We start from the raw sequence: 21,389 nt of genomic DNA, 5'->3' as shown, positions 1-21,389 counted from the left end.
GAAGGCGGTGGTTCTACTCATGGCTAAAACAGGAGTTTTACTCCCTACTTTTTCAGCCTTACTAGAGCATTAATCTTTTATGGGAAATTCTAAAAATACCCAAAATCTAACGTTACAAAAACTCACGTGTTTTGCACTTTTGTATTGGGGTTAGTCATCTATTTTATGGGGAATCTTGTTCTTTTACTGCTTCTTTAGCAACGAAGCTGCTTCTCGTTCTTTTATTCGTTGCCTATTAATTTCCATTGCCTCGGGTGTAGGCGTCCAATCATTCCAGTAATGCTCTGGTATAAGGGGAAAGTCCTTACGCTCTATACCAGTAAACGAAGGGTTGTACCCCCTACGTTTCATCTCGGCGATCAGAGCAGCATGCCGTTTTTGTAGATAACCAAGTCGCGTGTAGAAAAACAGCACATGGCCTTTACCCAGCGTGTAAGCCTCTGGTTGTATGAGTTTTGCACGCTTTACGGATTTCTCTGCGAGGGCAAACACACGGGGAAGCTCACGATACTCAGCCACAAGGTGTGGGCCGCTTAGCTCTTCTACAGGAATACAGTTGATACGGGTCACAATATGCTTCTTGGTTGGTAGGGGGTGATCTAATAATCAATTATTGATCTATTTTGTTTTGTATTTTATTTGATTATAAAGGGCGATAAATATTGTTAATTTAGGTTGTTTTTTGTAATAAATTACTAGAAAGTTGTGTGGATGTTTATTTGGTTGTTACTGTTTTTAGGGTTTTCTTGTCATTTATCAATATGAGTTTTTTTGTTGATGGTAGGATTTGCACATATCTGATTGATATAGTTACATGATAGGAGAGAGTATGTTTTTATCCTCCGGTTGGTGGGAATTATGGATGCGGGTTTTAGGTATTGATCTGGCAATTGTGCTGACGGCCTTCGCCCTTGTGTGTTGTGTGAAAATGTACCGTAACAGACAATGAGCCTCTATGCGACAAGACGAAACCATGAAAAAAGCTGCCTACTAGGCAGCTTTTTTCATGGCTAAATGGCAACCTAAAAGTTAGTCTTCATACCATAGGTCATCAGGCGAAACATTCACAAAGTCTGGTGTTGGCAATGTGGGTAGTCGTATGGCTTGGATATGGGGGAGTTTGAGCAATAAGGCTTTCACTACTCTGTGCATGCCATCAATGACTTTGCCTGCGGGGCACAACAAAATGGGATAAGTTAAATCGGCTGCTTGTACCAAGGCTATATGGTTGGCGATAGAACGGCACGTCGGTGCGTCTCCCCCTAAGTCATACCAGTAAGCTTCGTTGAGCTCTTGTATGGCATCCAGTGGCACATCTTCCACGGGTAGTGATTGGGTGGAGGCGAGTAGTTTATTAACGTCCCAGATGTGTGTGTCAGGGCCTATAGAGCGAAAGTGGTACTGTTGTCGCATGGGTTATTTGTTACTAGGGGCTGAGGCGGTTGCGCCGGTTTCGTTATCCGCAGCATCAGTCTGTTCTTGAAAATCTTTTGCTAATTGGTCAAAACACGCTAAGCGTGCGGTGCCGTCCTTCATGGCTGAACAGGTTGCTAGAGCTTCTTGGATAGAAGCAGCATGTGCCAACGGTGTACATAGCGCAACGAGTGTGAATGCAGTGAGGATTTTTTTCATGATGATTCCTGATGCCTAATAAGGGAAAGCCGCTATGGGTAGCTTAGCTGTTACCGCAGACCTTGATAAGGTCTTGCAGTGCTGTATCAGCGCCTTGGGTGGAAAACGTAATCATGGTGCTGGCGGCATCTACGGGAAATAGCTCAAGGATAATGGTAGGTGAGCTACGTAAATAGTCAAAGAGTTCGTTGCCGTCACGAGGGAAGGTACGGGTAGCGCTGTGCTCTGAGGCTACCCAGTCCTCTGTTGGAATATCACCGTGAAGGGGCGGTGAATATCGCACCTTTACCGAGCTGCTAGAAACTGGCTGCCCCCAATGTAGGTTAACAACGGTTTGATAGCGTCCACAGAGTAGACTTAGTATGGCGGGCGTAGTCGTGGAGCTCAGGCTAGCGTAGGGGTATTGTTGGCCTGTGTAGGGATCAACGCTATGGCCGGTTCTCCAGTTGCTGGTTGTGGGGGCGGTAGGCGGTTGAGTTGCCGCCTCAGCGCTCACGTGTATAGCCATGTTAAGCAGCAGAATAGAGGCAGAAAGTAGAGTTCTGGACGTCATGCTTGATATGCCTGTGCCTAAAGATGCACAACAATAAAATACTGCGCCATGGCTTGGCAAGTGCCGGTCTGTAGGATGAGGCTCTGAAAACAAAGAGGGCTTCCCTAAGGAAGCCCTCTTTGAGGCGCGGTTATTTACTGCCAGAAACTGGACAATAAATAGCCGTTCTATGCCGACTCATCATCATTTAAGATGATAGCGTTATATGCGTGGCTGTGTCTATCTGAATCTATACGAGGTGCGGCGGTGATTAGGGTGTTGTGTAGCGTGTACGAAATTGCCGATTTTTTGTGAAAGTAGCATAGAGTTTTGCTAAAACCCCTACCGTTTATCCAACTTATCTGCCATGATTACAGAGGGATATTTTTCCCTGAGTACATTTAGGAAAGACATTGAAAACAGAAACTGGTATTGTAAAGTGGTTCAATAACGAGAAAGGCTTCGGCTTCATTACGCCGGAGAACGGCGGTAAGGATCTCTTTGCTCACCACAGTGAAATCCAAGGGACAGGTTACAAGTCTCTTGACGAGAACCAACGCGTATCGTTCGAAGTTGGCCAAGGCCAAAAAGGCCCTTGCGCTACGAACATCCAAAAAATTTAATGCATGCCTAACGCATTAGCGTTAGACAGTATCGAATTTCAAAGCCAGACCTATTTTGTAGGGCTGGCTTTTTTGTTGTCCTATAGCAGTGTCTATTCTTTAGGGTGTAGTAACAGTTGCTCTAACTCACGGCAGCCTGCTGCAATATCCTGATCGCAGGCTTTTTTATACAGGTCTTGTGCGATTTCAATGTTCTGGGGAACCGCCTCACCCTTCACGTACATGGTGGCTAGGTTAAATTGCGCACCTGGGTGGTTCTGTTCGGCGGCTGCGGTGTAAAGCTCAAACGCTTTTTGCAGATTTTGCTCAGTACCATCACCCATGTCATACAAAATAGCGGCGTTGTATTGTGCTCTAGCATGCCCTTGGGCCGCCGCTTTCTCAAGCCATGGCAGCGCTTGACTGAAGCTGTGTGCTACACCTTCTCCATTCAAATAGATCAGGCCCAGCATGTATTGGGCTTCCGCATGGTTTTGTGCGGCTGCTAGTTCGAAGAGTGTGCGTGCTTTAACAAAATTTTGAGGAAAATTTTCACCGTTGTAGTACAGCAAACCCAGTGTAAATTGAGTGTCAGCACCTGTGGTTGCGGTTGTTGTAACGGTGGTATCGGTTTGAGCGCTAACAGGCAGGCTAGCGTAAGCACTAAGTGCCAATATCACGGCTATACATCTACTTTTATTATTCATATGAGCACTCGGCTGTGGCGTGGTTTATGTTAGGTCATTATAGGCCCGGATGCACCCCTAGCATCACCAGTAAAAACAGCATGTACAGCAGAAAGCCCATGGCGAGTAGTAGCAGTGCAATTTTCATCTGGTGATTATTTTTTTGGGGTGGGCTGGTGATCAGTATTGGGTTGATAACGCAGCCAGCCTGCAATATTTGAACTGCCTGCAGGTCTGTCGTTAGGGTGTACGCGCCCTTCGTTAACGGGTACTTCGGCAAAATCAAAGGGGCTCATGCCTTCTATGCAAGCCACATTCACACCATACTGATCGGGGGAGGATCGGCGTTGGTGGAAAGTGTAAATGCCGCATCTAGAGCAGAAGTAATGTTTGGCTTCGCCGGTATTGAACTGGTAGAGCGTAAGTGCGTCTTGGCCTTGCTGTATATGAATGTTATCTAAGTAGGCTGATACGGCGACAGCACCACGCATACGGCAGTAAGAGCAATTGCAGCGTCTTGCGCTGGCAACGCCATCACTAAGCGTGACGCTAAAACGCACGGTTCCGCAGTGGCAAGCGGCTTGGTGTGAAACGGTGTTCTGATCTGGTGTTGTTAGCATGGATGTAAGCTTATGTAAATGTAACTTATTGATTGTTAACATTTTTTGAACTTATTATTTGTATAATGATGACATCGTTTGAAAAGAGATGTCTATGTATTTTATGAAGCCTATTTACTGGGTTGCGGTATTTTTCTCGTTTGTTCTCCCTTTCCTTTATAAGGGTAGAGATGACGATTAAGCTGCAGCGTAGTAGCTAAGAGATCAGTACTTATAGAAAAAAGAAAAGCAGGGTCTTGCTGTATGGCAGACCATTTATTGCCCCGATTCGATTCGCGAATACGGGGATTTTTTTTGCTCAAACCATTGTGTACTAAGCGTTAGCGGCTGTTTCTTTTGGTTTCGTATTTGTAGAATGAATAACCTAGTGTGCTGGTAGACTTTTCATGTTACGAATATAGAGTTATTACATGGTACATGGAGGGTGGTATGGAAGAGTGGACAGTCGCAGCTCAGGGATCCTCTGAGGGCTGGAAGTACGAAGTAGAAATTAGAACTCTGGAAAACGGGCAAGTAGAGACACGAATTGTGCCGGCACCTCATGAGCATTTGGCAATTAGTGGGGCGTTTGGCCGTATTGAAGATGCACTGGCCGAGGCTCAACGCTTCGCTGAGCGGGCTATACAAGCGGCTCAAGTCGCTTACGTATAAGCTAGTCTGACAAAGGTGGTCTCAGCGGGACCATCTAGCGTGCTATACGGTGCGGGCAATAAGACAGGCAAAAATAAGTAGGTGCTATGACGCCGCCTACCGCTATCATGACAACTGGTTCATGATGGGTAGGAAACAGAATGACTCTTATTGTTACCGCAGATAGCGATGCTTATATCAATTGGTTGATCGCGCACGATACGGAAGTGGACGTATCGTGGGTGCGTCGCTGCGTCTTGCAGCGCAACTTCACGGTGAGCCACCTCAGGCATCACATATACCGTATTACCTGCTTGCAATGCCTAACATAGGTAGTGTCGCGATGTGCTAAATATAGAAGCGGGGCAAAGGGCCCTGTTTTCGAAGAGCAGAATGAAAAAGATCATCGCAACAATACTATTTGGTTTATGGCCGCTCTTGGCTGCAACGGCTGAGACAGGGGATGATCTTGTCTATGCACAAGTTAGGGCAATAGAAATTACGGCGGATGAGATTGAAATGGTCACTCCGCTTGAGTTTCATGCTAAAGGGAATGTGGTGATTTCTGGGCATGGAGATGACATACATGCTCATACCGCTATCATTACCGAAGATAGGCATATGATCACCATAGAGGCGGAAGAACTCTTTATGGAGTAGCGGGGTGGCTTGTTTATAGCAGCAGCTTGAAGCCTTCATGAGAGGCGGTAAAGCCTAAACCCTCATAGAAACGCAGCGCATCACGGCGTTGTTTATCACTGGTCAATTGCACCATTCCACAGCCGGCTATACGTGCTTGGTTGATCGCGTAATCCAGTAGTTTTTTGCCTATACCTTGCCCTCTATATAGATTACTGACGCGCACGCTTTCTATTTGTGCACGTAGCATGCCGCCGCGCGATAGCCCTGGGATAAGGGTAAGCTGCAATACAGCAATCACCTGGTGTTCATGCTCGGCCACAATAAGGCTATTACCGCGCTGTGCTTGAATCGCCATGAAGGCGGCGTGATAGGCCGACTCAAACTCACGCCCTTCACGTGTGGCTCCCAAAGGATCATCGGACAGTAGCGCAGTAATGGCGGCTAAATCGTCTTGTGTTGCGGGTCTGAATGAGAGCGAAAAAGAGGTGTCTGTCATGTGGACTCCGAGGTAACAGGGGAAAGTAGTGTGTTCATGTGTAAACCCTGTATAAAGAGTAAACCAAATGGGGTGTGGGTGAGGTGTACTCCTTACTGTGTGTGGGCATAAAAAAACCGCCGCATAAAACCCATGCGGCGATTAAACGGTGGCTGAACAAGGGTTACACCGAAGCAGGGTCAACTTTCTCTTTATCAATGTTGTAGAGCGTAATGGCCTCGCTCACTTTGCTGCGAGCAATAACACCATCATCCGCTAATGCCTTTAAAGCAGCTAACACAACAAAGTGTCTGTCGACTTCAAAGAAGGTGCGTAAGGACTCGCGAGTGTCGGATCTACCAAAACCATCGGTGCCTAACGACACAAAACGTGTGTTGTGAATGAAGGGGCGGATTTGGTCGCCTACGATTTTCATGTAGTCGGTGGTGACGACAATAGGGCCGGCGTGTTTTTCCAGACATTGTTGTACATAAGGAATACGTGGCTGGTCTTCAGGGTGCAACATATTCCAGCGTTCTGCAGCCATGCCTTCACGACGTAGTTCGATGAGGCTGGTGGCGCTCCACACATTGCTGTGAATGCCGAAGTCTTTTTCTAGTAGTTCGCTGGCGGCAATAACCTCTCGCAGTATGGACCCGCTGCCCAGTAATTGCACTTGAGGTGTCTCGCCCTTAGTAGCGCTGCCATCTTTAAACAGATACAGGCCCTTAAGAATGCCCGCTTCGGACCCTTCAAGTAAGGCGGGGTTGGGGTAGCTTTCGTTCAGCAACGTGATGTAGTAGTAGATGTCCTCCTGGTCCACATACATACGACGTAAGCCGTCTTGAATGATGACTGCCAGTTCGTAGGCAAAGGTGGGGTCATAGGAAATGCAGTTAGGGATCACAGAGGACAGTACGTGGCTGTGTCCGTCATCATGCTGCAAACCTTCGCCCATTAAGGTGGTACGACCCGATGTGGCGCCTAGCATAAAGCCTCGGGTGCGCGCATCGCCCGCTGCCCACGCCAAATCGCCCACGCGTTGCAAGCCAAACATGGAGTAGAAAATGTAGAAGGGGATGGCCGTTACACCATGATTGCTGTAGGCAGTACCTGCTGCAATCCATGACGAGATAGCTCCTGATTCATTAATACCTTCTTGCAAGATTTGGCCGTCTTTGGCTTCTTTGTAATAGCTGAGTTGCCCCGCATCTTGTGGGGTGTAAAGCTGGCCCAAATACGAGTGAATGCCAATTTGTCTAAACAAGCCCTCCATGCCAAAGGTGCGCGATTCATCGGGCACGATAGGGATTACCAGTTTTCCTAAATTTGGGTCTTTAAGCAGGGTGGTTAGTATGCGTACAAATGACATGGTGGTAGACACGCCTCTGTCGCCGCTATCTTTCAGCTGGGCAGCAAAGCTGCTTAGCGGTGGAGTTTCTAAAGGTTCTACTTTGCTAATGCGGGCAGGAATGTAGCCACCTAAGGTAGATCGGCGCTCGGCGAAGTAGCGTGCTTCTTCGCTGCTGGGGGCGGGTTTTAGGTAGGGCATTTCCTCCAGTTGGTCGTCAGATACGGGCAGTGAGAAACGGTCGCGGAAGGCGCGTACCGCATCAGCACTCATTTTCTTCAGCTGGTGGTTAATGTTCTGACCTTCGCCTGCTTCACCCATACCAAAACCTTTTACGGTTTTAACGAGTACAACGCTAGGCTGGCCGGAGGTGTTTACCGCTTGCGAATACGCTGCGTAGACTTTTTCTGGATCATGGCCGCCACGGGTAAGTGCCCAGATATCATCGTCGGATAAGTGGGAGACCAGTTCTAGTAGTTCTGGGTATTTGCCAAAGAAGTGCTCGCGCACATACGCGCCATTTTGTGATTTGAAGGTTTGGTATTCACCATCAACGCATTCCATCATGCGCTGGCGTAATAGGCCAGAGGTGTCGCGTTGTAATAGCTCATCCCAGCCGCTGCCCCACAATACTTTGATGACATTCCAACCTGCTGCGCGGAAGTTACCTTCCAATTCTTGCACGATTTTGCTGTTCCCTCGTACTGGACCGTCTAGGCGCTGCAAGTTGCAGTTCACCACAAAAATCAAATTATCTAAGCGCTCACGCCCTGCGAGGGAGATCGCTGCCAACGATTCTGGCTGATCCATTTCACCATCGCCAAGGAACGCCCAGACCTTACGACCTTGGTGCTCCATGAGTCCACGGTACTCTAGGTAGCGCATAAAGCGCGCCTGATAGGCGGCGGTGAGTGGGCCTAGCCCCATGGAGACGGTAGGGAACTGCCAGAAATCAGGCATCAAGCGCGGGTGAGGGTAGGAAGATAGGCCATCACGTCCAGCTTCGCGGCGAAAGTTATCCAGCTGTTTCTCGGTGATGCGTCCTTCTAGGTAGGCGCGCCCATAAATGCCGGGGGCAGAGTGGCCTTGTATGTAGACCATATCGCCACCGAAGCTGTCGGTTCTGCCACGGAAAAAATGGTTAAAACCCACGTCATACAGTACGGCTGCCGACTGGTAGGTTGCAATATGCCCGCCCACGTTAGAGTGTTTGCCGGCGCGCAGTACCATGACCATCGCGTTCCAGCGTATGTAGGCATTAAGTCGACGCTCTACACCTAGATCGCCTGGGTAGGCGGGTTGAGCGCGTTTGGGGATGGTGTTGACGTAAGCCGTGGTCACTTTGTCGTGCAGGCTGCCGTGTTGTTCAACATCAAAATCCACTAATTGGTCGATCAGGTAATGAGCCCGTGGTCTGCCTTCAACTGCAACTACAGCCTCTAACGCCTCCAACCATTCTCGCGTCTCTTGTGGGTCAATATCGTGAGGTACGAGGGACTGGTGACGCGGGCTCGCTCTGCAGAAGATGGTCGGGCAGCATTTGCCACGATCACCACTAAAGGGCGTGAGCTACGGAAAAAAATGTGGGCAGTATACGAATCCACCGTTGCCGAACTTTTTCTGAAGCAGTTTAGCGTTGATGAACAAGCTCAGTTGTCTGCTGGCTTGAATAAGGCAGCGATTGCTATACGTGATCGTGACAAAACATCTACAGAGTCAGAGTAATAGTCATGACGCATAAGGCTACTACAGTGTGATGTTGCTCGTTTTTGCTACTCACTTTTAGAGAATGAGAACAATGGATATACGTGCTTATCAGCCCACCGATGAGTCTGCTGTGATTGCCCTTTGGGAGGTATGTGGTTTAACGCGACCATGGAATGACCCCCGCAAAGACATTGCCCGTAAGCTTACGGAACAACCGGAGCTTTTTCTGGTGGGGGTGGAGGGCGAGAAGTTGATGGCGACGGCGATGGTAGGTTTTGATGGGCACAGGGGCTGGGTGTACTACTTGGCGGTTGATCCAGCGTTTCAGCGTTTATCTTATGGTAAACAGCTGATGCACGAGGCCGAGCAACTACTCATTGCACGAGGATGTCCCAAAATTAACCTACTCGTTCGTAGCAGTAACACCAAGGTGTTGAAGTTCTATGCTGAACTGGGCTACACGCAAGACGACGTGGTGAGCTTGGGGCGTAGATTAATTGCCGATGAATAACGAGGTTTGAAGCATTAACGCCTAGCCTGTTAAGCCCATACTAGTGTGACCCGTTGGTGTATAGACCAACGGGCTTTTTTGTGCGGTGCGTGAGCAGGCGCGGCGGTTGGCTACAAGCTAGTTTGGGGCAGATTCTGTGGTTGCGATGCTAGCTTTGGTGGGTAGTGCAAGCGTCCACGTCTGGGTAATGAGTACCGTGCCGGTGGTGGTTTTAGTCGTGACATATACATCCATTAAACCGCGGTCCGCTTTGTTCTTAGATGGACGTATATCCATAATTTCTGCGCAAACCAGTAGGCTGTCTCCTGGGTACGAGGGGTGATGAAAACGTACATCTTTAAAGCCCGCGCCAATTAATGGCGTGTCGCCAAAGCGCTTAGAGTTCAAGATTAGCTTGAGAGTGATTAATAAGGTCTGCCACCCGCTACCTACTAATTGACCAAAAATAGTACCTTTCGCGAGCTCTTCATCTATATGCATGTCTTGAGGGTCGTATTCCTCGGCAAAAGCAACGATATTGTCTCGCGTGAGTGTGAAGGTTTCGGTTTCAATCTGCTCACCTACCTTGAAGTCTTCTAAGTAGCGAAGTACCCCCGTCTTGGCTTTGGTCATAGGCACCAGCACAATGGTCTCCTTAGTTTAGTTATGAAATATATAGTAGATAGTAGATTTAAGTTTTGGTGGGCGTCAACCGTTGGTAGGTGGATGGTTTTTGGAGCGAGGACTGCAGGCAGCGTGGGGTGATGGGTATCTTTAGTACTGTATTTCTGTCATAGTGGGCTGGAGAAATTTCTCTCATTATTTAGGAAATACATTGAAAATAGAAACTGGTATTGTGAAATGGTTCGACAACGATAGAGGCTTTGGTTTCATCATGCCTGAGAACGGTGGTAAGGATCTTTTTGCACATTACAGTGAAATCCAAAGTAACGGGTCGCAAAGTGCGCTAGCGGAAAATCAACGCGTGTCATACGTGGTTGGACAAGGCCAAAAAGGCCCCTGTGCGACAAAAATCACAGTGCTGTAAAAGCCTATAGCCTTAGGGTGTATAGGCATAAATACCCAGCGGGGCCTCTGATTACAGGGCCTCGCTTTTTTTATGCGTGCGCGTGATTGCTAAAGTGCGTAGTATCGGGTGTATACGAATTTTGTACTTTACAGACGGTGACGTTGGATGAAATACCGCCTTTTCCTTTTTGATCTGGATGATACCCTCTTTGATTTTTCTGCTTCAAACGCGTGGTCGTTTAGGCGGATGTTGAGCGCGTCTGATGCCGTGGTCTCGCCCGACCAGGTGTTTGCGGACTTCCTGGAAATAGACAGCGGGTTATGGAAACAATTTGAGCAAGGCTTGGTGTCTAGGGACCAGCTAAAAGTAGAGCGTTTTGTACGTACCTTTGCCAAGCATGGTGTGACGATGGATGCCGAGCAGGCGAACCAGTTGTATTTGCAGGGGTTGTCAGAGCACGTTGCCTTAGTTGAGGGTGCTGTAGAGGTATGCAAAGCATTGGCCACAGTGGGTGAGGTTGGAGTCATTACCAATGGTTTTGAACAGGTGCAGCGTCAGCGCGTGGCGAATGCTGGCTTGCAGCCTTATGTTTCCTTTTTGGCGTCTTCAGAGGCCTGTGGATATGCCAAACCCGATACGAGGTTGTTTGACTTTGCGGTGGGGCAGGCAAAAGCCTTTAGCAGGGATTCAACCCTGATTATTGGTGATAGGTTGGATGCTGATATTTTGGGTGGCAATAACTTTGCGATCTCCAGTTGCTGGTTTAACCCTTCTGCGGCCCCAAACGCTTCTGGGGTACAACCCACCTATGAAATAGCACATCTAACCGAATTGTTGAGGTTGGTAGGTGTGCGGGGCTAAGTGTGTACTAACGACGCTTACTTTTGAGTTGTTTAGCGCTGTATTGCCTGTTGCTTGTTGTAATGTGGATGCGATTCTGGCTAGGGGTTAGTGCTAAGCAGCTTACAAGGGTGGTTGCTGCGGCTGTGGCTGCTGTATACGTTTTCCCCCTAGGAGGAATGGGGTTTTTAAAGACGAATGAAGGTGTTCGGTGGGCAGGCCTAGGTATCCGTTGTAATTATTTGGTTGCATATATTCTGTAATATTTCTTCGTTATGCTGCTAGACTTAGCTGGATCTGATGCAAGGGTTGCCAAGCAGTGGCATGCTCGCAGTCTGGGTCAGGCTAAAGAAGTTCAAGTCGTTTTGAACGGAGCAGCAGTATCACGCTCCTGCGTTGTAACAAGGCAGAAAATCAGTAGATTTTTGATTTGCATAATTACAAGAGGGCAAAATGGATATTGAGTTTGCTGAGTACAGGGTTAATCCATCAGGCGTGGCATTTTCTTTTTTGACGGATGTTGGCGAGCGCGTATTAGGAAATGTATCTTTAAACGCCTTGGAAGCATTGACAGGTAAGTGGATAGGGGAAGAGAGCTGTGTGGACGCCTATCACGAGCACCGTGCTGTAATTCATAAAGTGGTACTGCGAAAGTACAAGCAGGGGGCTAAAGAGCCGTTTTGGGTACGAGAAAGTGAGCTTGGCTAGATGCCAAGCTTTTTTTATGTCTGTTGTAAGGTATGAGGTGCAACGGTTTTTGGTGTGCTGTTGATGGGCAGTCAACAGAATACTGTTCTACCTCGCAATAACGAGCGCTGACTGGTGATGATTGCCGGAAAGTAGCTATGGGCTATTTTCTCTATCAGCAGAGGCTAATCAATTGAAAGCAGAAATAAAAAAAGCACTGATTCTATGAATCAATGCTTTTTCAATCTGTTGGTGCGAACGGGGAGACTCGAACTCCCACACCTCTCGGCGCCAGAACCTAAACCTGGTGCGTCTACCAATTCCGCCACGTTCGCTTCAAACAAGCATTGAAGTATAGAATGCCTTTTATTTTTTTGCAAGTATTTTTATCTCACCAGCGGTGGTGGGTAAAACTAAGTAAAAATGGAGGGCAAAGCGAGTAGCCAGTGATTGTATGCATGGCTCTCTATGCGTACAATCTTCCGATTTACCCTAAAAAATTGCTAGACATAGGTACTATGCTTGCTATTGAATAGAGGGTTGGCCGGTTATTGAAGGCGGCTTTCCGGTAAAATAACCGATTATTTTTGATTCACTAACTCACTCAAATAGGTCTCTAATGCAGCCCGAGGTTGAAATTCTGTCCGGTTTGGAGCGCCGTGTCGATCTGGTCGTTTCTGTGGCCGATGTCGAAAAAGAAGTCCAGGCACAACTTAAACGTGTGGCGCGTACCGCAAAAATTCAGGGCTTCCGCCCCGGTAAAGCACCACTAGCCATGATTGAGCGCAGTCACGGTCCTAGCGTCCGTTACGATGTGATCAATACCGAATTAGGCAAAGCGTTGGATGCAGCTCTGAAAGCTGCTGATGTACGCGTTGCAGGTACACCAAGCATCGAACCCAAAGAGGGCGAGCCTGCTGAAGGTACTATGGCATTTAGCGCTACATTCGAAGTGTACCCAGAAGTGGCCGTGCCTGATCTGTCTACATTGGAAATCACTCGTAGCACAGCGGATGTTGGCGACGACGAAATCCAAACAACTATTGATATCCTGCGTAAGCAGCGTGCCCAATTTGAAGCTCGTGCAGATCGCGCAGCTCAAGACGGCGATCGCGTTACATTGGATTTCAAAGGCACGATTGATGACGTGACTTTTGAAGGTGGTACCGCTGAAGGTTTCTCCTTCGTATTGGGCGAAGGCCGTATGTTGCCTGAGTTCGAAACTGCTGTGCAAGGCATGAAAGCTGGTGAAGAGAAAACCTTCCCGCTGGCATTCCCTGCTGATTACGGTGGCACCGAAGTGGCTGGTAAAACAGCACAATTCGAGATCACAGTAACTGAAGTGGCTGAAGCTGTTCTGCCAGAAATGAACGCTGAGTTTGCCAAAATGCTGGGTCAAGCTGAAGGCGATGTAGAAGCGCTGAAAGCAGACATCCGTAGCAACGTTGAGCGTGAAGTTAAAGCTCGCGTGCAAGCTCGCACTAAAGCAAGCGTGATGGATGCATTGGCTGGTGCCTCTACATTCGAACTGCCTAAAGCACTGATCGACGCAGAAGTGCAAAACCGTATTGCTGCCACTCGTGAAGAGTTGAAAGCGCGCGGCTTGCCTAACGCTGACAATTTCCCTATCCCTGAAGATAGCTTCAAAGAAGAAGCCGAGCGTCGTGTACGTTTGGGTCTGTTGCTGTCTGAACTGGTTAAAGCGGCTGAATTGCAAGCTAAACCAGAACAGGTTCGTGCTCGTATCGAAGAGTTTGCTCAGAACTACGAACAACCTGCTCAGGTTGTGACATACTACCTGTCAGATCGTCAACGTCGCGCTGAGATCGAAGCTGTAGTGCTGGAAGATAACGTGGTTGAACACGTACTTTCTAACGCTAAAGTTACAGAAGAGGGCGTGCCATTCAACGAAATCATGGGGAACTAACTAATGTCGTCTAGTTTTATCGACTTCTATGCTTCAATGCATGGGGGACACTCAGTAACACCGTCCGGTTTGGGCTACATTCCTATGGTTGTAGAGCAATCTGGCCGCGGTGAGCGTTCTTACGATATCTACTCACGCTTGTTGCGTGAGCGCTTGGTGTTTTTGGTGGGTCCGGTTAATGACCAGTCCGCTAACCTGATTGTGGCGCAACTGCTGTTCTTGGAGTCGGAAAACCCAGACAAAGACATCTCTTTGTACATCAACTCGCCTGGTGGCGGTGTGTACGCAGGGATGGGCATTTATGACACCATGCAGTTCGTGAAACCTCAGGTTTCAACGCTGTGCACCGGGATGGCAGCCAGTATGGGTGCTTTCCTGTTGTCGGCGGGGGAAAAGGGCAAGCGTTTCGCCTTGCCTAATTCTCGCATCATGATTCATCAGCCGTCAGGCGGTGCGCAGGGTCAAGCATCGGATATTCAAATCCATGCTCAAGAGATCCTGAGCTTGCGTGATAGTTTGAATGGTATTCTGGCTAAAAATACTGGCCAGACCATTGAGCAAGTTGCGCTGGATACTGAGCGTGATCGTTTCATGTCAGCCAACGACGCGAAAAACTATGGTTTGATTGACCTAGTCTTGACGCATCGCGCAGACGAAACAGCTTAATGGGTGTGACTGCGCTGCCATGCACTTTTGCTGGCAGCGTAGGCACGTGATGTTTTGTAGGGAAAACGCTTTTTCTCTCTATTTTTAACAGAGTCTTATGTCTGATAAAAACTCGTCCGATGACAAAGTCCTGCATTGTTCGTTTTGCAACAAAAGCCAGAGCGAAGTCGGCAAGCTAATAGCCGGACCTGCTTCCGTATTCATTTGTGATGAATGCATTACCTTGTGCAGTGACATCATTCACGAAGAGTCACAGGAAAAAGCTAAAGAAGCCATTAAAACTGAGCTTCCAAAACCCAAAGAAATTAAAGAGTTTCTTGATCAGTATGTGATTGGTCAGGAATCTCCCAAGCGTAGCTTGGCGGTAGCGGTATACAACCATTACAAGCGTATTCGTTATGCGAATACCTCGGATGATGGGGTGGAGCTATCTAAAAGTAATATTTTGCTGATCGGTCCTACCGGTTCAGGTAAAACCTTGTTGGCACAAACCTTGGCGCGTCTGTTGAATGTGCCGTTTGTGATGGCTGACGCGACTACCTTAACCGAAGCGGGTTATGTGGGTGAGGATGTAGAAAACATCATCCAGAAACTCCTACAAAGCTGCGAGTACGATGTAGATAAGGCCCAGCAAGCGATTGTATATATCGATGAGATCGACAAGATCTCTCGTAAATCAGATAACCCTTCTATTACCCGCGACGTGTCGGGTGAGGGTGTGCAGCAAGCCTTGCTGAAACTGATTGAAGGTACGGTTGCGTCGGTGCCACCTCAAGGTGGTCGTAAGCATCCAAACCAAGACTTCGTGCAAGTGGATACCACCAACATTTTGTTTATCGTGGGTGGCGCATTTGCTGGTCTGGATAAAGTGATTTTGGATAGGACTGAGAAATCCGGTATTGGTTTCTCGGCGTCGGTGAGCTCTAAGTCTGAGCGTGGTGTAGGCGAGGTATTTACGGAAGTTGAGCCAGAAGATCTGATCAAGTTCGGTATTATTCCTGAGCTAGTAGGCCGTTTGCCGGTCGTTACTACCTTGCAAGAGCTGGATGAAGACTCCTTGATCCAAATCTTGACTCAGCCGCGTAACGCATTGGTGAAGCAGTTCCAGCAACTGTTTGCAATGGAAGACGTTGACCTAGAAGTGGATAGCGATGCGTTGCGTGCTATTGCTAAACGTGCCATTACCCGTAAAACGGGTGCTCGTGGTCTGCGCTCTATTGTTGAGCAGTCATTGCTGAACACCATGTATGAGTTGCCATCGCGTCCAGATGTAGGCAAAGTAGTACTTACAGCGGATGCTGTAAGTGGCAAAAGTGAACCCGTATTGGTGGAACGCAGCGAAGACGATAAGTTGGCAACAACATCGGACACTGCAGCCGCCTAAGCGGAACACTTTCTGTTATAAATAATAGACTCTTTGCTTGTTTGGCTCTTGAAATATTCAAAATAGCCGCAACCTTACAGTTAAGAAGTGCATCTAAAAAGGGAAGCTTCATGCTTCCCTTTTGCGGATGACGGGCTTATTAAAAGGAATTTGCTATGTCTGCGAGCCAGATTCTTACTACGGAACCCATGGAACTCCCGCTATTGCCATTGCGCGATGTGGTGGTGTTTCCGCATATGGTGATTCCCCTGTTCGTGGGGCGTCCACGGTCCATTAAGGCGTTGGAATTGGCAATGGAAGATGGCAACCACATTATGTTGGTTGCTCAGAAAACTGCCAGCAAAGATGAGCCTTCCAAAGAAGACCTATACGAAATAGGTTGTGTAGCGAACATTCTGCAAATGCTGAAATTACCCGATGGCACCGTAAAAGTGCTGGTAGAGGGTATGCAGCGCGCGCGCGCGGTAGATGTGACGGAAACCGAAGAGTGTTTCAAAGCTAAGGTTGTGGCTGCAGAGATTGATTCTGCGGCATCGGCATCAGAGCACGAGGCCTTGCGCCGTGCTGTGTTGGCCCAGTTTGAGCAGTACGTCAAACTGAATAAAAAAATCCCTCAGGAAATTTTGACTTCCCTGACCGGTATTGAAGAGCCAGGTAGGCTAGCCGATACAGTGGCTGCACACCTGAGCTTGAAGCTAGAGCAGAAACAAGAAATGCTGGAAATGGCTGCTGTAGGTAGCCGTTTAGAAGCCTTGTTGGCTCAGCTGGAATCTGAAATCGATATTCTTCAAGTGGAAAAACGCATTCGCGGCCGCGTGAAGAAACAGATGGAAAAAAGTCAGCGCGACTACTACCTGAATGAGCAAGTCAAAGCCATTCAGAAAGAGTTGGGCGAGGGCGAGGAAGGTGCTGATCTAGAGGAACTAGAAAAACGCATCGAAGAAGCCAAACTGCCCAAAGAAGCGCAGAAGAAAGCCGAAGCTGAACTGAAAAAACTGAAGCTGATGTCGCCTATGTCGGCTGAAGCAACCGTGGTGCGCAACTATCTGGATACGCTGGTGGGTATGCCATGGCGTAAGAAGAGCCGTATCAGCAATTCGCTGGTCAATGCTCAGGAAGTACTGGATAGCGATCACTTTGGTCTGGAAAAAGTGAAAGAGCGTATTGTCGAGTACTTGGCAGTACAGCAACGTGTGAGCAAACTGAAGTCGCCTATTCTGTGTTTGGTAGGCCCTCCTGGTGTAGGTAAAACCTCGCTGGGGCAGTCTATTGCGCGTGCGACCAATCGTAAGTACGTACGTATGGCGTTGGGTGGTGTGCGTGACGAGGCCGAGATTCGTGGGCACCGTCGTACGTACATTGGCTCTATGCCAGGTAAAGTGCTGCAAAACATGTCCAAAGTAGGCGTGCGTAACCCGCTGTTCCTGCTGGATGAAATCGATAAGCTGGGCATGGACTTCCGTGGCGATCCGTCATCGGCATTGCTGGAGGTGCTAGACCCAGAGCAAAACCATACTTTCCAAGATCACTACTTGGAAGTGGACTTCGATTTGTCTGACGTAATGTTTGTGGCCACCAGCAATACGCTGAACATTCCACCGGCGCTGTTAGACCGTATGGAAGTGATTCGTTTGTCGGGTTATACCGAAGACGAAAAAGTACGTATCGCGTTTGATCACTTGATTCCTAAGCTGGTGAAGCATAACGGCGTTAAAGACGGCGAGCTTGAAGTTGCAGAAGACGCTGTACGCGATATGATTCGCTACTACACACGTGAAGCGGGTGTGCGTTCGTTAGAGCGTGAAATCAGCAAGATCTGCCGTAAGGTAGTGCGTAAGTTTTTGGAAGCCGCTAAATCCGATGCTAAACCAAAAACTGTGGTGGTGAACTCCGAGAACTTGGAAGAGTTCTTGGGCGTACGTCGATACACCTTTGGTGTGGCTGAAACCGAGAACAAAGTTGGGCAAGTTACCGGTTTGGCGTGGACTGAAGTGGGTGGCGATTTGCTCACCATCGAAGTCGCAGACATGCCAGGTAAAGGCAACGTGCAGCGTACAGGTTCTATCGGTGACGTCATGAAAGAGTCGGTAGAGGCCGCCCGTACAGTAGTGCGTTCTCGCGCTCAGAAGTGGGGCATTCCTGATACAACATTCGAGAAGCGCGATTTGCACGTGCACTTCCCTGATGGTGCTACACCTAAAGATGGTCCATCGGCAGGTATTGCGATCACAACGGCTATTGTGTCGTCGTTAACGGGTATTCCTATCCGTGCAGACGTCGCCATGACCGGCGAGATCACATTGCGTGGCGAAGTGCTGGAAATTGGTGGTTTGAAAGAGAAGCTGTTGGCAGCACTGCGCGGCGGTATCAAAACTGTCATGATTCCAGAGCAAAACGTGAAAGACTTGGCTGATATTCCAGACAACGTCAAAAACCACTTGGAGATTATTCCAGTGCGTTGGATTGATCGCGTTTTGGAAGTGGCGTTGGAAAAAATGCCGGTGCCATTAAGTGACGAAGAAGTTGCCAGATTGGCAGCAGAAGCGGCCGTGGCCAATAAAGTGGTCAGTGGTACAGGTGGTTTGAGTACTACGCACTAAGCAAGTCGCTGTATGAAAATAGCCCAGTGAAAACTGGGCTATTTTTTATGTCTGGCGCATTAGGTGTAGCTTAATGGATGGGGGTATTGCGAATTAGCCCTACCGCAATGCCTTCTACGCTGAAGTTATCTTCGTCAGACACGGGGATGGGATCGAAATCGGGGTTTTCTGGCATCAAGTTAATGCGTTTACCTTCTATGTGCAAACGCTTAACGGTAACGTCGTCGCCCAAGCGTGCCACGATTACCTGGCCATGACGTGCCTCGGAGGTTTTTTTGACGGCCAGTAAGTCGCCTTCCAGAATGCCTATGTCGCGCATACTTAAGCCGCGTACACGCAGCAGGTAGTCGGGCGTTTGGCTAAATAGGGTAGGGGCAACACCAATTTCTTGTTCTACGTGGGCGCTGGCCAAAATGGGGCTACCGGCGGCGACTCTACCAATAATAGGTAGTTGCAAGTTGCCGTTTGCCATGTCGTTGTCGTTGGCAGCAGCAGGCAGGGAGTCGTCTTGTACGAGACGAATACCACGCGATGCGCCCGCTGTTAATTCGATGGCGCCTTTTTTTGCCAAGGCCTTAAGGTGGTCTTCGGCAGCATTGGCCGACCTAAAGCCCAACGTCTGAGCAATTTCAGCCCTAGTGGGAGGAAAACCGGTGCGTTGTATCTCTTGACGGATGATGTCAAGCACCTGTTGTTGCCTGATGGTAAGTTTGACGGCCATGATATATTGATGCTGTTTATTTATACAGCAATGATTTTGCGTTAAAATACAGGAAAAATCAAGCCGTCTGGGCTTTTGGGCTGATCTAACGCATAGTTATGCCGGCTGTTTCTTTAGGACTTCGTGTCACCTATCCCTATGTCAGAGTTTGCACCGCGTTTTGTCAATTTCCCCGATAGCCCTTTTTCGTTGTACGAGCCGTACCCGCCTGCGGGCGATCAGCCGGCCGCCATCGAAAAATTGGTGGAAGGGCTGGAAGATGGTTTGATGTACCAAACCTTGCTAGGGGTGACGGGGTCGGGCAAGACCTACACCATGGCAAACGTCATTGCGCGTACGGGTAGGCCAGCCATTGTGATGGCACCTAATAAAACACTGGCGGCACAGTTGTATTCAGAGATGCGTGAGTTCTTCCCTCGTAATGCGGTGGAGTATTTCGTGTCTTACTACGATTACTACCAGCCTGAGGCCTATGTGCCATCGCGCGATATGTTTATCGAGAAAGACTCCTCGATTAACGAGCATATTGAGCAGATGCGTTTGTCGGCGACTAAAAGCTTGTTAGAGCGCCGCGACACCATCATCGTGGCATCGGTGTCCAGTATCTACGGTATTGGTAACCCTGGCGATTACCATGCCATGGTGTTGACGTTACGGGTGGGGGATACCGTACCTAGGCAGGAGCTCTTGGCGCGCTTGGTGGCTATGCAGTACGAGCGCAACGATGCGGATTTTGCACGAGGTATATTCCGGGCTAGGGGCGAAGTGATTGATGTCTTCCCGGCAGAGAACGCGGAGCAAGCCTTACGCATCACCATGTTCGATGACGAAATCGAATCGCTAGCCTTATTTGATCCGTTAACAGGCAAAATCCAACAAGACGTGCGCCGCTATACTGTGTTCCCGGGGTCGCACTTTGTGACACCGCGCGAAACGATTTTGCGCGCTATGGAAACCATCAAAGAAGAACTGCGCGAGCGAGTTAGCCAGTTTGTGAATGCAGGTGAACTGGTTGAGGCACAGCGTTTAGAGCAACGCACGCGATTTGACCTAGAGATGATGAACGAACTGGGCTTTTGCAAAGGCATCGAAAACTACTCTAGGCATTTGTCGGGTGCGGCACCGGGAGACCCACCGCCCACATTAATTGATTACTTGCCTAAAGATGCGCTGATGTTCATTGATGAAAGTCACGTGACCGTTGGGCAGATTGGCGGCATGTACCGGGGTGACCGTTCTCGTAAACAAACGTTGGTGCAGTTTGGTTTCCGTTTGCCCTCGGCCTTAGATAACCGTCCGCTCAAGCTGGAAGAGTTCGAGCAGCGCATGCCGCAAACGGTGTTTGTGTCGGCTACACCAGCTGCTTACGAACAAGAGCATGCCGATGCCGTGGTAGAGCAGGTGGTGCGTCCTACGGGCTTGGTAGACCCGTTAGTAGAGGTGCGTCCGGCTACGACGCAGGTTGACGACTTGTTGGGCGAGATTAAACTGCGTGTTGCCGCCCAAGAGCGTATTTTGGTCACAACGCTGACGAAGCGTATGTCTGAAGATTTAACCGACTACTTGGCCGAAAATGGCATACGCGTACGCTACTTGCACTCAGACATCGACACGGTAGAGCGGGTGGAAATTATCCGCGATCTGCGTCTAGGTATGTTTGATGTATTGGTGGGGATTAACTTGCTGCGCGAAGGCCTGGATATTCCCGAGGTGTCGTTAGTTGCCATTCTGGATGCGGATAAAGAGGGGTTCTTGCGTTCTGAGCGCAGCTTAATTCAGACCATAGGTAGAGCGGCGCGTAACTTGAATGGTCACGCTATTTTGTACGCCGATAGAATTACAGATTCCATGCAGCGCGCCATGAGCGAGACCGAACGTCGTCGAGAAAAGCAGTTGGCCTTTAATGCCGAGCATGGCATTACGGCTCGTGGCGTGAATAAAGCCGTACGTGATCTTATTGATGGCGTAAGCGTTGCTCCAACCGTAGAAACCGAATACAGCAGCATCAGCAGCGATGTACTCAGCGACGAGAAGAAACTCGCCAAAGAAATCAAACGCTTGGAAAAACAAATGATGGATCACGCGAAGAATCTGGAGTTTGAGCAAGCAGCTAAAGCGCGTGATCAGTTGCGTCAGTTGAAAGAGAAAGCGCTACTAGGAATGTAAA

24 protein-coding genes and 1 tRNA gene are annotated in these 21,389 nt (G+C 48.8%); 14 read left to right on the top strand and 11 right to left on the bottom strand.

The genetic code is table 11. The annotated features are described in order from the left end of the window. Positions 1 to 183 precede the first annotated feature (183 nt). The 4 genes from GY634_RS05495 to GY634_RS05480 form a co-directional block, all read right to left on the bottom strand. Positions 184 to 570 (bottom strand): pyrimidine dimer DNA glycosylase/endonuclease V, encoded by a 387-nt coding sequence (locus tag GY634_RS05495; RefSeq protein WP_166407554.1) that lies wholly within the window; start codon positions 568 to 570, stop codon positions 184 to 186. Positions 571 to 1,029: 459 nt separating this feature from the next. Continuing rightward, positions 1,030 to 1,413, bottom strand: a complete 384-nt coding sequence (locus GY634_RS05490; RefSeq protein ID WP_166407553.1) for a hypothetical protein — start codon at positions 1,411 to 1,413, stop codon at positions 1,030 to 1,032. Positions 1,414 to 1,416: 3 nt separating this feature from the next. Continuing rightward, on the bottom strand, positions 1,417 to 1,632 hold the full coding sequence (locus tag GY634_RS05485; protein ID WP_166407552.1) for a hypothetical protein: 216 nt from the start codon (positions 1,630 to 1,632) through the stop codon (positions 1,417 to 1,419). A gap of 43 nt (positions 1,633 to 1,675) precedes the next feature. Next, positions 1,676 to 2,185, bottom strand: a complete 510-nt coding sequence (locus GY634_RS05480; RefSeq protein WP_166407551.1) for a hypothetical protein — start codon at positions 2,183 to 2,185, stop codon at positions 1,676 to 1,678. Between the two features lie 392 nt (positions 2,186 to 2,577). Here GY634_RS05480 and GY634_RS05475 point away from each other — a divergent pair, with 392 nt between their 5' ends. After that, the gene (locus tag GY634_RS05475; protein WP_166407550.1) at positions 2,578 to 2,787 is read left to right on the top strand and encodes a cold-shock protein; all 210 of its coding nucleotides are present in this window, start codon (positions 2,578 to 2,580) and stop codon (positions 2,785 to 2,787) included. 92 nt (positions 2,788 to 2,879) lie between these two features. Here GY634_RS05475 and GY634_RS05470 read toward each other — a convergent pair whose 3' ends face one another. Together GY634_RS05470 and GY634_RS05465 are read right to left on the bottom strand one after the other, a co-directional pair. Continuing rightward, on the bottom strand, positions 2,880 to 3,473 hold the full coding sequence (locus GY634_RS05470; RefSeq protein ID WP_166407549.1) for a tetratricopeptide repeat protein: 594 nt from the start codon (positions 3,471 to 3,473) through the stop codon (positions 2,880 to 2,882). A gap of 134 nt (positions 3,474 to 3,607) precedes the next feature. After that, complete coding sequence (locus GY634_RS05465; RefSeq protein WP_166407548.1) at positions 3,608 to 4,072, bottom strand: GFA family protein; 465 nt, start codon at positions 4,070 to 4,072, stop codon at positions 3,608 to 3,610. Positions 4,073 to 4,501: 429 nt separating this feature from the next. Here GY634_RS05465 and GY634_RS05460 point away from each other — a divergent pair, with 429 nt between their 5' ends. The 3 genes from GY634_RS05460 to GY634_RS05450 all read left to right on the top strand — a co-directional run bounded on the left by GY634_RS05460 (position 4,502) and on the right by GY634_RS05450 (position 5,362). Then, complete coding sequence (locus tag GY634_RS05460) at positions 4,502 to 4,723, top strand: hypothetical protein (RefSeq protein ID WP_166407547.1); 222 nt, start codon at positions 4,502 to 4,504, stop codon at positions 4,721 to 4,723. Between the two features lie 140 nt (positions 4,724 to 4,863). After that, the gene (locus GY634_RS05455) at positions 4,864 to 5,034 is read left to right on the top strand and encodes a hypothetical protein (RefSeq protein WP_166407546.1); all 171 of its coding nucleotides are present in this window, start codon (positions 4,864 to 4,866) and stop codon (positions 5,032 to 5,034) included. Between the two features lie 61 nt (positions 5,035 to 5,095). Then, positions 5,096 to 5,362 (top strand): hypothetical protein, encoded by a 267-nt coding sequence (locus GY634_RS05450; RefSeq protein ID WP_166407545.1) that lies wholly within the window; start codon positions 5,096 to 5,098, stop codon positions 5,360 to 5,362. Positions 5,363 to 5,375: 13 nt separating this feature from the next. Here the strand turns inward: GY634_RS05450 and GY634_RS05445 are convergent, their stop codons facing one another. Continuing rightward, positions 5,376 to 5,840, bottom strand: a complete 465-nt coding sequence (locus GY634_RS05445; RefSeq protein ID WP_166407544.1) for a GNAT family N-acetyltransferase — start codon at positions 5,838 to 5,840, stop codon at positions 5,376 to 5,378. A gap of 163 nt (positions 5,841 to 6,003) precedes the next feature. Then, positions 6,004 to 8,622 (bottom strand): pyruvate dehydrogenase (acetyl-transferring), homodimeric type, encoded by a 2,619-nt coding sequence (gene aceE, locus GY634_RS05440; protein ID WP_242683612.1) that lies wholly within the window; start codon positions 8,620 to 8,622, stop codon positions 6,004 to 6,006. 30 nt (positions 8,623 to 8,652) lie between these two features. Here aceE and GY634_RS05435 point away from each other — a divergent pair, with 30 nt between their 5' ends. Both GY634_RS05435 and GY634_RS05430 read left to right on the top strand, forming a co-directional pair. Continuing rightward, complete coding sequence (locus GY634_RS05435; RefSeq protein WP_207625520.1) at positions 8,653 to 8,895, top strand: MarR family winged helix-turn-helix transcriptional regulator; 243 nt, start codon at positions 8,653 to 8,655, stop codon at positions 8,893 to 8,895. 73 nt (positions 8,896 to 8,968) lie between these two features. Further along, positions 8,969 to 9,388 carry a GNAT family acetyltransferase gene (locus GY634_RS05430; RefSeq protein ID WP_166407543.1) on the top strand — a complete coding sequence of 140 codons (420 nt, stop codon included), beginning with the start codon at positions 8,969 to 8,971 and terminating at the stop codon, positions 9,386 to 9,388. Positions 9,389 to 9,505: 117 nt separating this feature from the next. Here the strand turns inward: GY634_RS05430 and GY634_RS05425 are convergent, their stop codons facing one another. Next, positions 9,506 to 10,000, bottom strand: coding sequence for a MaoC/PaaZ C-terminal domain-containing protein (locus GY634_RS05425; protein WP_242683611.1), 495 nt, complete (start codon positions 9,998 to 10,000; stop codon positions 9,506 to 9,508). Positions 10,001 to 10,202: 202 nt separating this feature from the next. Between GY634_RS05425 and GY634_RS05420 the strand changes: the two genes are divergently transcribed. The 3 genes from GY634_RS05420 (at position 10,203) to GY634_RS05410 (ending at position 11,945) form a co-directional block, all read left to right on the top strand. Next, entirely contained in the window at positions 10,203 to 10,415 is a 213-nt protein-coding gene (locus GY634_RS05420; protein WP_166407542.1) for a cold-shock protein, read from the top strand. 147 nt (positions 10,416 to 10,562) lie between these two features. Beyond that, positions 10,563 to 11,258: a YjjG family noncanonical pyrimidine nucleotidase gene (locus tag GY634_RS05415; RefSeq protein WP_166407541.1), complete on the top strand. Its 696-nt coding sequence runs from the start codon at positions 10,563 to 10,565 to the stop codon at positions 11,256 to 11,258. 432 nt (positions 11,259 to 11,690) lie between these two features. Further along, on the top strand, positions 11,691 to 11,945 hold the full coding sequence (locus GY634_RS05410; RefSeq protein ID WP_166407540.1) for a DUF1488 family protein: 255 nt from the start codon (positions 11,691 to 11,693) through the stop codon (positions 11,943 to 11,945). A gap of 229 nt (positions 11,946 to 12,174) precedes the next feature. Here the strand turns inward: GY634_RS05410 and GY634_RS05405 are convergent. Next, positions 12,175 to 12,259: transfer RNA gene (locus tag GY634_RS05405), tRNA-Leu, on the bottom strand. A gap of 284 nt (positions 12,260 to 12,543) precedes the next feature. Between GY634_RS05405 and tig the strand changes: the two genes are divergently transcribed. The 4 genes from tig (at position 12,544) to lon (ending at position 18,501) form a co-directional block, all read left to right on the top strand. Then, complete coding sequence (tig, locus tag GY634_RS05400; protein WP_166407539.1) at positions 12,544 to 13,851, top strand: trigger factor; 1,308 nt, start codon at positions 12,544 to 12,546, stop codon at positions 13,849 to 13,851. A gap of 3 nt (positions 13,852 to 13,854) precedes the next feature. Then, positions 13,855 to 14,517 carry an ATP-dependent Clp endopeptidase proteolytic subunit ClpP gene (gene clpP, locus GY634_RS05395; protein WP_166407538.1) on the top strand — a complete coding sequence of 221 codons (663 nt, stop codon included), beginning with the start codon at positions 13,855 to 13,857 and terminating at the stop codon, positions 14,515 to 14,517. Between the two features lie 97 nt (positions 14,518 to 14,614). Next, complete coding sequence (gene clpX, locus GY634_RS05390) at positions 14,615 to 15,901, top strand: ATP-dependent Clp protease ATP-binding subunit ClpX (protein WP_166407537.1); 1,287 nt, start codon at positions 14,615 to 14,617, stop codon at positions 15,899 to 15,901. Positions 15,902 to 16,056: 155 nt separating this feature from the next. Beyond that, complete coding sequence (gene lon, locus GY634_RS05385; RefSeq protein WP_166407536.1) at positions 16,057 to 18,501, top strand: endopeptidase La; 2,445 nt, start codon at positions 16,057 to 16,059, stop codon at positions 18,499 to 18,501. Positions 18,502 to 18,571: 70 nt separating this feature from the next. On the opposite strand, the gene lexA is transcribed toward lon, so the two are convergent. After that, positions 18,572 to 19,222 (bottom strand): transcriptional repressor LexA, encoded by a 651-nt coding sequence (gene lexA / locus GY634_RS05380; protein ID WP_166407535.1) that lies wholly within the window; start codon positions 19,220 to 19,222, stop codon positions 18,572 to 18,574. A gap of 138 nt (positions 19,223 to 19,360) precedes the next feature. Between lexA and uvrB the strand changes: the two genes are divergently transcribed. Next, entirely contained in the window at positions 19,361 to 21,388 is a 2,028-nt protein-coding gene (gene uvrB, locus GY634_RS05375; protein ID WP_166407828.1) for an excinuclease ABC subunit UvrB, read from the top strand. Position 21,389 lies beyond the last annotated feature (1 nt).

Origin of the sequence: Paenalcaligenes suwonensis, from assembly GCF_011290505.1 — a bacterium.
Classification (GTDB): Bacteria; Pseudomonadota; Gammaproteobacteria; order Burkholderiales; family Burkholderiaceae_B; genus Paenalcaligenes; species Paenalcaligenes suwonensis.
This window is presented reverse-complemented; position numbering and strand designations above follow the sequence as displayed.

Excerpts from the sequence above, each read along its gene's own strand:
- GY634_RS05490 (WP_166407553.1), bottom strand. The coding sequence starts at position 1,413 with ATGCGACAACAGTACCACTTTCGCTCTATAGGCCCTGACACACACATC.
- GY634_RS05485 (WP_166407552.1), bottom strand. The coding sequence starts at position 1,632 with ATGAAAAAAATCCTCACTGCATTCACACTCGTTGCGCTATGTACACCG.
- GY634_RS05480 (WP_166407551.1), bottom strand. The coding sequence starts at position 2,185 with ATGACGTCCAGAACTCTACTTTCTGCCTCTATTCTGCTGCTTAACATG.
- GY634_RS05470 (WP_166407549.1), bottom strand. The coding sequence starts at position 3,473 with ATGAATAATAAAAGTAGATGTATAGCCGTGATATTGGCACTTAGTGCT.
- GY634_RS05465 (WP_166407548.1), bottom strand. The coding sequence starts at position 4,072 with ATGCTAACAACACCAGATCAGAACACCGTTTCACACCAAGCCGCTTGC.
- GY634_RS05460 (WP_166407547.1), top strand. The coding sequence starts at position 4,502 with ATGGAAGAGTGGACAGTCGCAGCTCAGGGATCCTCTGAGGGCTGGAAG.
- GY634_RS05455 (WP_166407546.1), top strand. The coding sequence starts at position 4,864 with ATGACTCTTATTGTTACCGCAGATAGCGATGCTTATATCAATTGGTTG.
- GY634_RS05450 (WP_166407545.1), top strand. The coding sequence starts at position 5,096 with ATGAAAAAGATCATCGCAACAATACTATTTGGTTTATGGCCGCTCTTG.
- GY634_RS05445 (WP_166407544.1), bottom strand. The coding sequence starts at position 5,840 with ATGACAGACACCTCTTTTTCGCTCTCATTCAGACCCGCAACACAAGAC.
- GY634_RS05430 (WP_166407543.1), top strand. The coding sequence starts at position 8,969 with ATGGATATACGTGCTTATCAGCCCACCGATGAGTCTGCTGTGATTGCC.
- GY634_RS05425 (WP_242683611.1), bottom strand. The coding sequence starts at position 10,000 with ATGACCAAAGCCAAGACGGGGGTACTTCGCTACTTAGAAGACTTCAAG.
- GY634_RS05415 (WP_166407541.1), top strand. The coding sequence starts at position 10,563 with ATGAAATACCGCCTTTTCCTTTTTGATCTGGATGATACCCTCTTTGAT.
- GY634_RS05410 (WP_166407540.1), top strand. The coding sequence starts at position 11,691 with ATGGATATTGAGTTTGCTGAGTACAGGGTTAATCCATCAGGCGTGGCA.
- tig (WP_166407539.1), top strand. The coding sequence starts at position 12,544 with ATGCAGCCCGAGGTTGAAATTCTGTCCGGTTTGGAGCGCCGTGTCGAT.
- clpP (WP_166407538.1), top strand. The coding sequence starts at position 13,855 with ATGTCGTCTAGTTTTATCGACTTCTATGCTTCAATGCATGGGGGACAC.
- clpX (WP_166407537.1), top strand. The coding sequence starts at position 14,615 with ATGTCTGATAAAAACTCGTCCGATGACAAAGTCCTGCATTGTTCGTTT.
- lon (WP_166407536.1), top strand. The coding sequence starts at position 16,057 with ATGTCTGCGAGCCAGATTCTTACTACGGAACCCATGGAACTCCCGCTA.
- lexA (WP_166407535.1), bottom strand. The coding sequence starts at position 19,222 with ATGGCCGTCAAACTTACCATCAGGCAACAACAGGTGCTTGACATCATC.
- uvrB (WP_166407828.1), top strand. The coding sequence starts at position 19,361 with ATGTCAGAGTTTGCACCGCGTTTTGTCAATTTCCCCGATAGCCCTTTT.